Source organism: Idiomarina sp. A28L, assembly GCF_000218785.1.
In the GTDB taxonomy this organism is placed as follows: Bacteria; Pseudomonadota; Gammaproteobacteria; order Enterobacterales; family Alteromonadaceae; genus Aliidiomarina.
Window position 1 is genome coordinate 21025 of sequence record NZ_AFPO01000013.1, and the last position, 13237, is coordinate 34261.

Consider the following 13237-nt stretch of genomic DNA (forward strand, 5'->3'; position numbering starts at 1 on the left):
TTCAATATGGCACCCGTTTTATCGCTAGCGAAAAAGAAGATAAAAATTCTCTTGCTCGAAGGGGTGCATGAAAGCGCCGTTACCTGTTTTCAGCAGCATGGTTACCATGAAATTGATAGCAAACCCACAGCAATGAATGAGAATGAACTTGCCGATATTATCGGTGAGTATCATTTTGTGGGCATTCGTTCTCGCACCCAGTTAAGCCGAAAAGTTCTCGCCAAAGCGGAAAAACTAAATGCCATTGGCTGCTTTTGCATTGGTACCAATCAAGTTGATACCCAAGCGGCCCGTGAGCTTGGTATTCCAGTATTTAATGCGCCGTTTTCAAACACCCGCAGTGTGGCTGAATTAGTGCTCGCAGAAATGATAATGCTCCTGCGCAAAGTGCCAGAAAAAAGCGCGGCTTGCCATCAAGGTGGCTGGCTAAAATCAGCGGCGGGCTCTCATGAGGCGCGCGGCAAAACGCTGGGCATTATTGGCTATGGCCATATTGGAACACAGCTTGGCATACTTGCCGAACAGCTTGGTATGCGCGTGGTGTTTCATGATATTGAAACTAAATTATCGCTCGGCAATGCTTTGCCTATGCCCTCACTCGCAGCGCTTTTGCAAACCAGTGATGTGGTGAGTTTACATGTACCAGAAACCGAACTTACCCAAAACCTAATCGCCGCCAGTGAACTTGAGCTAATGAAGCCAGGTTCTTCGCTGATTAACGCTTCGCGCGGCCAAGTGGTAGATTTAGAGGCATTAGCGAACTCGCTAAAAAATGGACATCTTGCAGGTGCCGCCATTGATGTATTCCCAGTAGAGCCGAAAGGTAATAACGATACCTTTGTTTCACCGTTACGCGGCTTAACGAATGTAATTCTCACTCCGCATATCGGTGGCTCTACCCAAGAAGCGCAAGAAAACATTGGCACTGAAGTAGCCCATAAGCTCATTAAATATTCAGATAATGGCTCTACGTTATCAGCAGTGAACTTCCCGGAAGTAAGCTTGCCAGTTCATGAGGGCAGCAGCCGCTTATTACACATTCACCGTAATCAACCCGGTGTGCTAACGCGGATCAACCAAATTTTTGCTGAATTAGGTGTGAATATTTCCGGCCAATATTTGCGCACCGATAGTGAACTCGGTTATGTGGTAATGGATGTTGATAGCGAGCAAGCAGATACTGCTTTAGAGCAATTAAAAGAGGTGGCGGGTACTATTCGTTGCCGGGTTTTACACTAAACCTGCGTTTACACTAAGCACGCGTTACAGTTATGCAAATACAAAAGAGCCAGTTCAGTGAACTGGCTCTTCTATTTTCAATCGCATTTAAGTTAGCGGCCGCGAACCGTATTTTCCATCATTTCCGGTGAAATATGGCGAACATCTTTACCGCGCACAAAATAGATAATGTACTCAGAAATGTTTTGGCACCGATCGCCAATACGCTCTAACGAACGAGCCGACCACATTACATCCATAATTTTCGGAATACTGCGTGGATCTTCCATCATGTACGTCATCAGCTGTCGCGTAAGGGCTTCATACTGACGATCCGCATTCGCATCCATTTGGTGAACACTGTAAGCCGCCTCTTCATCCATGCGCGCAAAGGCATCGAGTACATTACGCAGCATTGAAAGCACTTGTTGGCCTAAATTCTCCAGGCTCACCAACAGATCTTCTTGGTTTTTATCAAACGAAGCTTTCGCCACATGTGCTAAGCGTTCAGCTTCATCACCAATGCGCTCTAGATCAGAGATAGTTTTAATTACCGCCAGCACCAAACGTAAATCACTTGCAGTAGGTTGGCGCTTAGCAATAATCTGCCCACAAGCTGCATCGATTTGCATTTCCATGGCATTAATTTTGCCATCATTATCTAAAACGCGATCGGCAAGCTCAGTATCGTTGTTTTGAATGGCCGTAAGCGCATCGCTAAGCTGCTTCTCTACCAAGCCACCCATTGTGAGTACTTGATTACGCACACTGCCAAGCTCTTCATTAAACCTACCGGAAATGTGCTTACCAACGTTAAATTTATCCATTTTCTGCCTCTACTTTAGCTGCACTGTTTAACCGTAACGGCCGGTAATATAATCTTCGGTTTGTTTCATACTTGGCGTAGTAAACAACGAGTTTGTATCAGTGTATTCAATCAACTTACCCATGTATAGAAACGCTGTTTGATCTGATACACGTGCCGCCTGCTGCATGTTGTGCGTTACAATCACTACGGTGAATTGCGATTTCAGTTCTGTTATCAATTCTTCAATTGTTAGTGTTGAAAGTGGGTCGAGTGCTGAAGTTGGCTCATCTAGCAGCAATACTTCAGGCTCAATGGCAATTGCGCGGGCGATTACCAAACGCTGCTGTTGCCCACCCGATAAACTAAACGCGCTTTCTTTCAATCGATCTTTTACTTCGTTCCAAAGCGCTGCGCCTTTGAGCGAGCGTTCCACCACTTCATCAAGGGTGCGGCGATCATTTACGCCCATCAGGCGCAAGCCATATACCACATTCTCGTAAATTGATTTTGGAAACGGGTTCGGCCGCTGGAATACCATACCTACTTTACGGCGCAATGCAGCCACATCAACACTACGATCATAAATATTATCACCGTGCAGTAAAATTTCGCCATCTACTCGGCAGGTTTCTACTAAATCGTTCATTCGGTTGATACAACGCAACAAAGTTGATTTACCGCAACCTGAAGGCCCGATAAACGCGGTTACCCGGCCTTTTGGGATATCCATGGTAATGCCATCAAGCGCTTGCGTTTCACCGTAGTATAAATCTAAATCGCGAATACTTAGCGCTATCTGTTCTTCAGATAACGCATTTACATCAATTTTATCTAACTTATTCTCTGTATTTACAGTGATCATAGTTATTCCTATCGAAATTGAATTCGGCGGCTTGAGCTTAGTGCTCAAGCGCTCTGAATTTTTCACGTAAGCGGTTACGCACGCCGATTGCCGTTAAGTTCAAACCTACTATTACCGTGATAAGTAAGAATGAAGTGGCATAAACGAGTGGCCGTGCTGCTTCAACGTTCGGGCTCTGGAAACCAACATCATAAATGTGGAAACCTAGGTGCATAAATTTGCGATCTAGATGCAAGAACGGGAAGTTACCATCAACTGGCAATGCCGGAGCTGATTTAACTACACCTACAAGCATCAATGGCGCTACTTCACCGGCTGCTCGCGCTACCGCTAAAATTAGGCCTGTCATGATGGCTGGCGATGCCATTGGCAAAATAATGCGCCAAATTGTTTCCGCTTTAGTAGCACCTAGCGCCAATGAGCCTTCACGAACGGCACTCGGAATACGCGATAAGCCTTCCTCGGTAGATACAATAACAACAGGCAAGGTGAGTATCGCCAGCGTTAACGCCGACCACAATACACCCGGTGTTCCAAACGTTGGGTTCGGCAACGATTCTGGGTAGAAGATCTGATCGAGCGTACCACCTACCATGTAAACGAAGAAACCTAAACCAAACACGCCATAAACAATAGAAGGAACACCCGCTAAGTTAATAACCGCAATACGAATCAGTTTAGTAATCGCGTTTTTACCTGCATATTCGTGCAAATAGATAGCAGCAATAACACCAAACGGAGTAACAATCACCGACATTAACAATACCATAAACACGGTACCGAAAATTGCTGGGAATACACCACCTTCGGTGTTTGATTCACGCGGATCTTCAGTAAGGAACTTACCGATCTGTGAAAAGAAGTAGCCCCACTTTTGCAGTAAGTTAATATCATTCGACCAAGTAGCATTAAGCACCATGTTCATGCTCATGCGAACTTGCTCACCGCGCATATCAATCATTACCACGCCATCGCGTTCGCTTTCTGCACGCACGGCGAACAAAGCTTGCTCTACTTCGCGATATTCGTTGCGCAAAGCCTCTTCCTGAGCTTGAATTTCCGCTTCCGCCTCATCGGTGTAACTATTATTTAGCTCTAAACGGCGGCGATCTAAGCGCAGTTGATCGAGTTGATAATTAATCCGTGCGATTGGCCCCTTAGAGATAGCCTCTGCTTCATTGCGAAGTTCTAGGGCACGCTGCATTCGTTTGCGCAGCTCAACCTTAATATCCGCTTGATCAGTTACCACTGATTCGCCGTTTTCCAACACATCATGCAGATAGCCGTAAAAATTACCATTTCGTGCCCGCTCAAGCACCACCAAATCTTTCGGTGTTTCTAAGCGCACAACATCGGGCTCTAAAACCCAAGTAAAATCCAAAGGTACAAATTCACGGTTACCAATTTTAACGAGATAGCGAACTACGAACTCATCATCGATTTCGCTAACATCAACGCCCGCATCTGATAAACGCGTAACTGGAATACGCTCTCGTTCGTAGATTTCGCCAATCAGTGTTTGTCGTTCTGTATCGCTGAAATGGAATTCATAGATATCAGCTGGCCAAAAGAAACTTAAGCCACGCCAAGCGATTAAGGCTACAAGGCCAAGCACCGCTATCAAGGCAACGCTTACGCTGCCCGCTGTCATCCAAATCCAAGGAGAGCCTGATTTAAACCAATTATTCATCATCGCGCCCCTTATAACGAACTGTATTTTTCACGTAAACGCTGGCGCACAAATTCCGCCACCGTATTAAACGCAAAAGTGAATACAAACAACACAAACGCAGCAAGGAATAGAATTCGATAGTGAGTACTTCCCACTTCCGATTCCGGCATTTCCACCGCAATGTTTGCAGATAAGGTGCGCATCCCTTCGAAGATATTCCAATCCATAATAGGCGTGTTACCGGTAGCCATAAGTACGATCATTGTTTCTCCAACCGCGCGGCCTAACCCCATCATTACCGCCGAGAATATTCCGGGGCTTGCTGTGAGTAAGATAACGCGTGTTAGGGTTTGCCATTCAGTAGCACCTAAGGCTAACGAACCGCTAGAAAGATGCTTAGGAACGCTAAATACAGCATCTTCCGCAATAGAGAAGATAGTAGGGATAACGGCAAAGCCCATGGCGATACCTACAATCAAAGCATTTCGTTGATCGAAATTAATACCTAACGTATTGGTTAAATAGCCGCGAGTATCACCTTCAAAAAACCAAAGTTCTAACGTGCCACTCATGGCGAATGAACCCCAACCAATAAACAACACTACCGGAATAAGCAACATTGCTGCACGGCCATCGGTAACTTTGTTGCGTATGTTGGTTGGCAATAAATGCCATAAGAACGCAGCCAAAATAATAGAAATGGGCAACAGCAGCACAAACGCGAGGAACCCTGGTAGCTGGTTCTCAATCAACGGTGCCAACCAAAGGCCCGCTAAGAAACCTAAAATAACCGTTGGCAAGGCTTCCATAATTTCGATGGTTGGCTTTACTACTTTACGTAGCGAGGGTGTCATGAAATACGCTGTGTAAACCGCGGCAGCCAAACCAATCGGCACCGCAATCAACATCGCGTAAAACGCTGCTTTTATGGTGCCGAATGAGATTGGTACCAATGAAAATTTTGGTTCAAAATTATCTGAGCCTGAAGTAGATTGCCAAGTATAACCGGGCTCATCGTAATTTTCGTACCAAACTTGCCCCCAAATACCGCTCCAACTTACTTCTGGATGCTCATTGTGCAGTGTCATTACATTCAGCTCGCCATCACTAATGGCCACTAAATGATTAGCTCGTGGGCCAACCGCTGCTTGCTCTACCGCAACACCTGCAGGGTTGCCTTTAAATAGCTCACGGTTCGATGTGGTATGAAATATACCAATTTCTCCAGTTTCCGCTATCGCATAAAAGCTCCGGCGATATTGTTCTGGAACGATATCTGCAACGGCCGCACCTAAATCGAAACTACGAATCGGCTGAAACTGCCTCTCACCGCCACCACTTACTTCGAACCACTGGCTGATGTAGCCAGAATCATGGCCAATCATTAATGAGCTTTCACCCGCAAGCAAGGCTAACGAGGTAATAGCACCACGGGTGCCATCTGTTGAAATAATTTGGCTTTCGGTAATATTGTTCATATCTTGCAAGTTAAAGATGTGAACCCGTTGATCACCACTGCCATTAACCTGCACCATCAACTGCCGCAAATTCGGAGTAAGTAATAACTCACCTACTTCACCGCGCACTGGAATTTCTGCTCGCTGGCTGCTCCAGGTGAAACGCCGGGTCATCATGTTTTGGCGACCAGTAACACGGCTCACCACCAAGCGTTTATCTTCTGTAACTGCCGCGAACATCATACTTTCGCCATCGCGCTCAAACGCCAACCGCTCAATACTTGCCCCTTCACTATCGACAACCATTGGCTCGCTGCCATACGGCTTGGTTAAAGAAGGTTCGATAGAGCGAATATCATTTGGGTAGGTAATCTGAAACTCGGGCCGAACAACTAGGGCAGAGCCATTTGTATAACCTACTGCATAATCACCAGTAGCTTGGCTAGCCCGTGCTATTGCCGAAAGGCCAACTTCAGGGCTTGTTCCATGAATGACACTTGTATCTAATAAAATTTCGCCAGCATTTCGTTTTACCGCGGAATCAGCATCGCGATCGTTATCAAGAGTGCGTAAATGAAAGAACACAAAGCGGCCATCAGTGGTTACTCGATAACCTACTTCAGCCCGTGCTTCCATTCCCAACATAATGGTTTCTGCACTACCACCGGGAATTGCATAACGTTCACCTTCTTCTATGGATGCTGATTTAAAAATCGGTAGCACCACATAAAGTAGGTAGAAAAAGATGAGTAAGAGCGCAATTAAAACCAAACCGCCGCCAAGGGTTACCCCAAAGCGAGCGGCACGGTCTTTAATTAGGCGCGTCCGACCAGCAGAAAACTGCGAGGAGGTCTTCGACATTGCCATATCTAAATTAACCTTAATTTACGTGTTAACTTATTCTTCCCATAAACCTAGGGCGCGTAAATCTTCTTCAGCAACGGCAGCAGGAAGCGGCACGTAACCATCGTTGTTTACGATTTTCTGGCCTTCATAAGATAGTATTAGCTTAACGAACTCAGCTGTTACTGGATCTAACGGACGATTTGGGTGTTTGTTCACATAAACGTATAAGAATCGAGATAGTGGGTATTCACCGCTACCCGCTGTTTCAGCGTTTACTTCAACATAATCGGTGCTGTTACCCCATGCTAACGGTAGCGCTCGAACACCTGAGGTCAAGTAACCAATACCTGAATAACCGATAGCGTTAGTAGAGGTAGAAATTGATTGCACAACAGATGCAGAACCTGGCTGTTCATTCACACCGTTTTTGAAATCACCACTGCAAAGCGCAGTATCTTTAAAGTAACCATAGGTACCTGATACTGAGTTACGCCCGTATAACTGAATATCACGAGTAACCCAGTTACCAGTTAGGCCCAAATCACCCCAACGAGTAACATCAGCGTTTGCACCACAACGGCGAGTTGATGAAAAAATAGAATCTACTTGTTCAATATTAAGGCCTTCAAGCGGATTATCTTTATGTACAAATACTGCAAGCGCATCAATCGCTACACGAATTTGTGTTGGTGGATAACCATTGCGATTTTCAAAAGCTTCTATTTCGCGAGGGCGCATGGCACGGCTCATTGGCGCCATATTTGAAGTGCCTTCAGCTAATGCTGGAGGAGCTGTTGAAGAACCCGCAGCTTGAACTTGCAAGGTTACATTTGGATAAGAACGTTGAAACTCTTCGGTCCAGTAAGTCATTAAATTAGCAAGAGTATCCGAGCCCACCGAGGAAACAGTGCCGGAAATTCCACTCACACTTTTATAATGTTTTAAGTTTTCATCCACTTCAGCATTTGCTGTTCCTGCAATCAACACCGCTACTGCGGCAACACTAAGCATCGTTTTAATTTTCATGGCCATCTCCGATGGGTTATTGAATTGACGATTATAGTTTATGGCGTAAATGTGACAGCATTGTGACAATTATGACAATTTTAATTCATATCGCTTACGAGCAGGTAAATCTCAATACTATTAAGCTGTTGAAGCGCTAACTAGTTCAGGCGGAATACGGAAATAAAATTTACTGCCAACTCCTAAAGTACTCTCAACCTGCAATTTTGAACGGTGGTGTTCAAGAGCATGTTTTACTATCGATAATCCTAGTCCAGTTCCACCCGATGCGCTATTACGATCTTTTTCTACTCGATAGAACCGTTCAGTTAAGCGCGGAATATGTTCTGCTGGAATACCAGGGCCAGAATCAACAACAGAAAACTCAGCAAACTCCCGAACTAATTGCCAAGTAACTTTAATAGCGCCACCTTCGGGGCTGTACTTAATCGCATTCGTAAGCAGATTCATACCTGCACTACGTAATTTATCTTCATTGCCCCACACAGATAAATCGGGCGCTATCGAAACCTCTAGGTGCAGGCGTTTTTCATGCATTACTGGCGCTAACTCAGAAATAATATCAGTAAGTAAGCGGCTCATGGGAACGCGCTTACTAAAGTTATCCTGCGTTTGTACTTCCATGCGCGAAAGTTCAAGCAACTGATTTACCATTTTTTGCATGCGTTGGGTTTGCCCTTGCATATCTCGAACTGCTTTTTCCATCATTTGCGGTGGCAGGCTTTCGCCATCTTCAAGCATCTCGAGATAGCCATTCATTACCGTTAACGGCGTTTTCAATTCATGAGAAACGTTCGCCACGAAATCTTTACGCATCCGCTCGAGCTTACGAAGCTGAGTTACATCTCGAGCAATAACTAAAAGTTGGGTTCCGGAATAAGGCATGATTCTAAGCTCGAGTTCGCGTTGATCACCTGTAGGGGAAATCAATGTTATCGCTTCGCGAAAATCGCCTTTTTCAAAATATTTGTTGAATCGTGGGTAACGAATAAGATTAGTGATACGAATATTTTTATCGGCAGGCCAGCGAATACCGAAGTATATTTGCGCTAGTTTGTTGGTCCACTCCAAGCTACCTTCAGCACTGAGAACCATACCCGCATCAGGTATCGCTTCGGCTGCTTGTCGAAAGCGTTGTAGTAGCACAGATAACTGCCTGCGCTTAACTTGCGCCCGCCGCAATGTACCGTAAATACCATCGTAGATGTCACTCCAAGCGCCAGGAGCCCGGGGCGGCAGTGTTGTTCGGCTTTGCCATAACCAACGGTTGAGGCGTTGAAAAAAGAAAAAATTCCAAGCAACCGAACAAGCAAGCCCTACGGTAAGCGCCAACCATAAATAATCAAACACCCAGCCTATGATTAAAAAAGGCAGCAGCCACAAAAGCAGCCTCTTAGCTAGGCGATAGAGATTAAAATGACGATCCATTACCGAGTTGAGAACCTGTAGCCAACTCCACGTACGGTTTGTACCAACCGATCATGGCCATGTTCAGAGATAGCTTTGCGCAAACGGCGAATATGTACATCTACCGTGCGATCTTCCACATACACGTTGGTACCCCAAACATGATCAAGCAATTGCTCGCGGCTGTATACGCGTTCTGGGTGGGTCATGAAAAAGTGTAATAAGCGAAATTCTGTAGGGCCCATATCTAATGAATCACCATTAGCAGAGATACGATGCGAAACAGGATCGAGCACTAGGCCTTCAATATCAAGCAGTTCATCTAAACTCGTTGGGTTCACTCGGCGAAAAACGGCACGCATACGCGCGATAAGCTCTTTCGGAGAGAAAGGCTTTGTCATGTAATCATCGGCGCCTACTTCCAAGCCTTTGATTTTATCTTCTTCTTCGCCACGGGCCGTTAGCATAATGATAGGGATATGGCGTAAATGCTCGGTAGTTTTAATTTTGCGCGCAAATTGGATGCCACTTCCGCCGGGTAGCATCCAATCAAGTAGGATCATATCAGGGTATGGCTCAACAATCAGTTCAAGCCCCTGCTGATAATCCGCCGCTTGCACCGGCTGATAGCCGTGCTGTTCAAGAACAAACGCGAGCATCTCGCGAATCGGTGCTTCGTCTTCAATGATCAATACTTTACTCGGCATAAGGTTCCACCTATCCACTTGTCAGTGTTGCCATTATGAGAACCATCCATGACATTTTTATGACGAAATAACGTTTTTCTAACGATATGACACATTTACTTCGCGGAAACTTGTTGGAAGTTCTCTCTTAAAAACTCCAAACAATACCCACTGAAACAGCAAAAGGATCGTTACCCGGTATGATTGTAAGTGTTTTACCATGGCCACCAGCAGAAACATTTGCAACAGACAGTTCCGAATTATCGGTACGCGATACAGTAGCGTAGAGTTTAACCGCCGCATTTACTTGGCGATTCACACCTAAGGTAATCATAGTGGCATCAAGTTCATCAGTTTCTTTTGCAGTGCGGTAAAATATCTGCCCTTTCAAACTATATTCCGCATTCAACGCGTAGGCAGCTACAACCGCAAACGCTTCTTGAGTGCCCGTTTGCATACCACTTGCATGCTGATAAAACAGGGCGTTTGTCCATGCTCCCTGTTCGCGAATTAGCGCCACCCGAGTACCCTCTAAGGTTTCTAATCCTTCGCGGCTTTGCTGCTCAAAACCAATAATAGCTTTCCATTCATTTAAGCTGTAGGCCAAGGATGTACTAAACGCATCATTATCTGTATCAGTATTAGCGCCCGCTTGTTCGCTAGTGCCGTATTGCGCCATCCACGTTAAGTTATATCTCGTTGGTGACGTGTAATGCACACTACTTTTTAAACGGCGATCAAAGTGCATTTCACCACTACGAACAATGTTTCGGCCTTCACCTACTTGCTCACGAAATTGATCCACTGCATTCAATATTCTTTTCACCGGAGAATCATAATAACCCGCTCTAACGGTACCCCAATCACCCTGCAAGCCGATGAAAGTGTTTCGTGCCGATAATGTGCTTCCACCTTCTGATATATCAACGGTGCGTTCTATTTGCCCTAATAGGGCTAAATCGGAATTTAATTGATACTTCAACTTCAAGCCTATTCGGCTACTATTACTTGAAACGTTTAAGCCGCCATCGTCGCCATCGTGCAAGTAATCGCCCGATACATGTAAGCGGCCATAAAAAGACAGATCAGGCTCGCTTTTAGTATTTCCATAAGCTGATAATGGCATAGCGCAAAGCAACACGCATACGCCGGCAGTATTGAGCGCCGTTGATTTTGTAAGCATCATTTCAAATCTCCAGAAGAAGCCAAGCAGTGAGCGAATTTTAAATTGTTTTAGTTTTTATGACATAAGTATAACGTACAGATGAATTTTGTATAACTATATCGTTATGCTTTTAAGTCTATTTTATGCACTAATTATTTCATTTATATTACAGCCTGATAATACTTGCTAACATCACGCTATTGCTTTTCAAAAGATGAACCTGCAATCTATAGCTCTGACGAATTATTCCACTTTTAGATATCCGTACAAAGGCCATTAAATTCACGTGAAACGCTCAAAGAAACAATCTCAACCGTTAGCGACACGAAGCATTTCTCGTACTTTGCTAACCAGCGTTCTCACGGTGTATTTTTTACTTACGCTGGTGATTACCACCGGCCAAATCGCGGCGGAATATCAAAATACTCGAAATAGCCTGTTAAATGATCTGCGCAATCAGCACTACACCTTTGCAGCAAGTATAGCTCGCTCGTTGTGGGAGTTTAATGAATTACAAACAGAAGCTCTCGCAGAGGGCCTTATTAATGTGCCCGCTATTAGTGGTGTATTGGTTCGTGATGATCAACAGCGTATTTTAGTAAGAAAAGGAACCATCAATAGTACATCGGCGTTCGAACGCCTAGAGAAAGCTGGGCCCATTGCCGAAAGCCAAGGTACTTTTGGCTATTACAGCCCACTTACGTTTGAGTTCGGCAGCACTTCAGAAGTGGTTGGCGATGTTATTTTGTTTTCCAGCCGCGATGTTACGATTGAACGCCTGAAGCCAAGCTTAATTTTGCTTATCTTCGCCGCCATCTTCAAAAGTAGCTTGTTAATACTTCTCTTCTCATTAGCATTTCGTTTTTATTTACGTGCTCCTTTGGAAGAGCTGATTCGGCAAATTAGAAACTTCGACCCCGAATCTATTAGCACATCAAGTATTCAGTTGCGGCAATTAGAAACTAACGAATTTAGCTTGCTTGAAGATTCTTACAACGATCTCTTGCAACGCTTACGCGAGCACCAACTCGAACTGGCCAACGCGCAACACGAACTTGCACGAGCAAACCGAAAGCTTGAAGATCAGAACTTGATATTGGCCCAAGAAGTATCAGAGAAAACCATGGGAATTAGTAACCTCATGCTCGATCTTGATCGCCGCCGCCATGATTTAGAAGTTCGTCAGCAATCACTGGAACATGAAATTCACCAACGGCGTATTACTGAATCGAAATTGAAGCAAAGCAATAAGGATTTAGAAGAAAGCGTTGAATTTTTACAGCAAACCAGAGAGCAGCTACTAAATAATGAAAAAATGGCAGCTCTAGGCAATTTGGTTGCCAGCATTACCCACGAAGTAAGCACGCCACTTGGCGTTGGTATTACCGCCTCTTCCTTTTTAAAGGAAGAATTACATAAAATTACTCATCACGTTGCACAAGGCGCTATAGATTCAGAGCAGCTCAAGCGCTATTTAGCCAACACAATAGAATCGGCTGAGCTAATTGAAAACAATTTAGAGCGTGCGAACGAGCTTATGCATGGCTTTAAGCAAGTTGCCGTAGATCAAAGTTCTGAATCGTTACGAAGTGTAGAGGTTGGTGAATACTTGCAACGAATCATTAAAACTTTAAAACCAAAGCTGCAAAAGCACAATGTTAACGTGCTTGTTGATTGCCCTACTATTCACGCTCAGTTTATTACCGGAGCGTTAGCGCAAGTGCTCACCAACATGATTGTAAACAGCCTCAAGCATGGCTTTGCTGAACGGAACCAAGGCGAGATAACGATTTCTGTAACGCTTTCATCGAACCAACTGGAATTCAGTTATTCCGATAATGGCATTGGCATGAGTAGTAATGCCTTGGAACGTATCTTCGAACCCTTCTTCACTACCTGCCGAGATAATGGCGGCAGTGGCTTAGGTACGCATATTATTCATGATCTGATAACCGAAAAGTTGCACGGCACCATCACGGTAAACAGCCAGCCAAATCAAGGATTACATTATCAGTTCGCTTTTCCAGTAACTTTAACCAACGCAAACTGACAGGCTGCAGATACTCAGGTATTATGCGGCATAATTTATT

10 protein-coding genes are annotated in these 13237 nt (G+C 44.8%); 2 read left to right on the forward strand and 8 right to left on the reverse strand.

The annotated features are described in order from the left end of the window. The first annotated feature begins 6 nt into the window (after positions 1-6). A complete protein-coding gene (gene serA, locus A28LD_RS06015) occupies positions 7-1239 on the forward strand; it encodes a phosphoglycerate dehydrogenase (RefSeq protein WP_007420183.1) in 1233 nt (410 codons plus the stop codon). 92 nt (positions 1240-1331) lie between these two features. Here serA and phoU read toward each other — a convergent pair whose 3' ends face one another. The 8 genes from phoU to A28LD_RS11940 all read right to left on the reverse strand — a co-directional run bounded on the left by phoU (position 1332) and on the right by A28LD_RS11940 (position 11168). Continuing rightward, positions 1332-2045: a phosphate signaling complex protein PhoU gene (gene phoU / locus A28LD_RS06020; protein WP_007420184.1), complete on the reverse strand. Its 714-nt coding sequence runs from the start codon at positions 2043-2045 to the stop codon at positions 1332-1334. A gap of 27 nt (positions 2046-2072) precedes the next feature. Continuing rightward, positions 2073-2888: a phosphate ABC transporter ATP-binding protein PstB gene (gene pstB, locus A28LD_RS06025; RefSeq protein ID WP_007420185.1), complete on the reverse strand. Its 816-nt coding sequence runs from the start codon at positions 2886-2888 to the stop codon at positions 2073-2075. A gap of 37 nt (positions 2889-2925) precedes the next feature. Next, the gene (pstA, locus tag A28LD_RS06030) at positions 2926-4581 is read right to left on the reverse strand and encodes a phosphate ABC transporter permease PstA (protein ID WP_040487101.1); all 1656 of its coding nucleotides are present in this window, start codon (positions 4579-4581) and stop codon (positions 2926-2928) included. Positions 4582-4589: 8 nt separating this feature from the next. After that, a complete protein-coding gene (locus tag A28LD_RS06035; protein WP_007420187.1) occupies positions 4590-6884 on the reverse strand; it encodes an ABC transporter permease subunit in 2295 nt (764 codons plus the stop codon). Between the two features lie 30 nt (positions 6885-6914). After that, on the reverse strand, positions 6915-7889 hold the full coding sequence (locus A28LD_RS06040) for a PstS family phosphate ABC transporter substrate-binding protein (protein WP_007420188.1): 975 nt from the start codon (positions 7887-7889) through the stop codon (positions 6915-6917). Positions 7890-8009: 120 nt separating this feature from the next. Continuing rightward, positions 8010-9317: a phosphate regulon sensor histidine kinase PhoR gene (phoR, locus tag A28LD_RS06045; protein ID WP_007420189.1), complete on the reverse strand. Its 1308-nt coding sequence runs from the start codon at positions 9315-9317 to the stop codon at positions 8010-8012. Then, positions 9317-10003 (reverse strand): phosphate regulon transcriptional regulator PhoB, encoded by a 687-nt coding sequence (gene phoB, locus A28LD_RS06050; RefSeq protein ID WP_007420190.1) that lies wholly within the window; start codon positions 10001-10003, stop codon positions 9317-9319. The genes phoR and phoB overlap by 1 nt, the downstream gene beginning before the upstream one ends. Before the next feature lie 127 nt (positions 10004-10130). Continuing rightward, entirely contained in the window at positions 10131-11168 is a 1038-nt protein-coding gene (locus tag A28LD_RS11940) for a porin (protein ID WP_007420191.1), read from the reverse strand. Between the two features lie 265 nt (positions 11169-11433). Here A28LD_RS11940 and A28LD_RS06060 point away from each other — a divergent pair, with 265 nt between their 5' ends. After that, complete coding sequence (locus A28LD_RS06060) at positions 11434-13197, forward strand: sensor histidine kinase (RefSeq protein ID WP_007420192.1); 1764 nt, start codon at positions 11434-11436, stop codon at positions 13195-13197. Positions 13198-13237: the final 40 nt, after the last annotated feature.

Coding starts and splice junctions, on each gene's coding strand:
- serA (WP_007420183.1), top strand. CDS start 7: ATGGCACCCGTTTTATCGCTAGCGAAAAAGAAGATAAAAATTCTCTTG.
- phoU (WP_007420184.1), bottom strand. CDS start 2,045: ATGGATAAATTTAACGTTGGTAAGCACATTTCCGGTAGGTTTAATGAA.
- pstB (WP_007420185.1), bottom strand. CDS start 2,888: ATGATCACTGTAAATACAGAGAATAAGTTAGATAAAATTGATGTAAAT.
- pstA (WP_040487101.1), bottom strand. CDS start 4,581: ATGATGAATAATTGGTTTAAATCAGGCTCTCCTTGGATTTGGATGACA.
- A28LD_RS06035 (WP_007420187.1), bottom strand. CDS start 6,884: ATGGCAATGTCGAAGACCTCCTCGCAGTTTTCTGCTGGTCGGACGCGC.
- A28LD_RS06040 (WP_007420188.1), bottom strand. CDS start 7,889: ATGAAAATTAAAACGATGCTTAGTGTTGCCGCAGTAGCGGTGTTGATT.
- phoR (WP_007420189.1), bottom strand. CDS start 9,317: ATGGATCGTCATTTTAATCTCTATCGCCTAGCTAAGAGGCTGCTTTTG.
- phoB (WP_007420190.1), bottom strand. CDS start 10,003: ATGCCGAGTAAAGTATTGATCATTGAAGACGAAGCACCGATTCGCGAG.
- A28LD_RS11940 (WP_007420191.1), bottom strand. CDS start 11,168: ATGATGCTTACAAAATCAACGGCGCTCAATACTGCCGGCGTATGCGTG.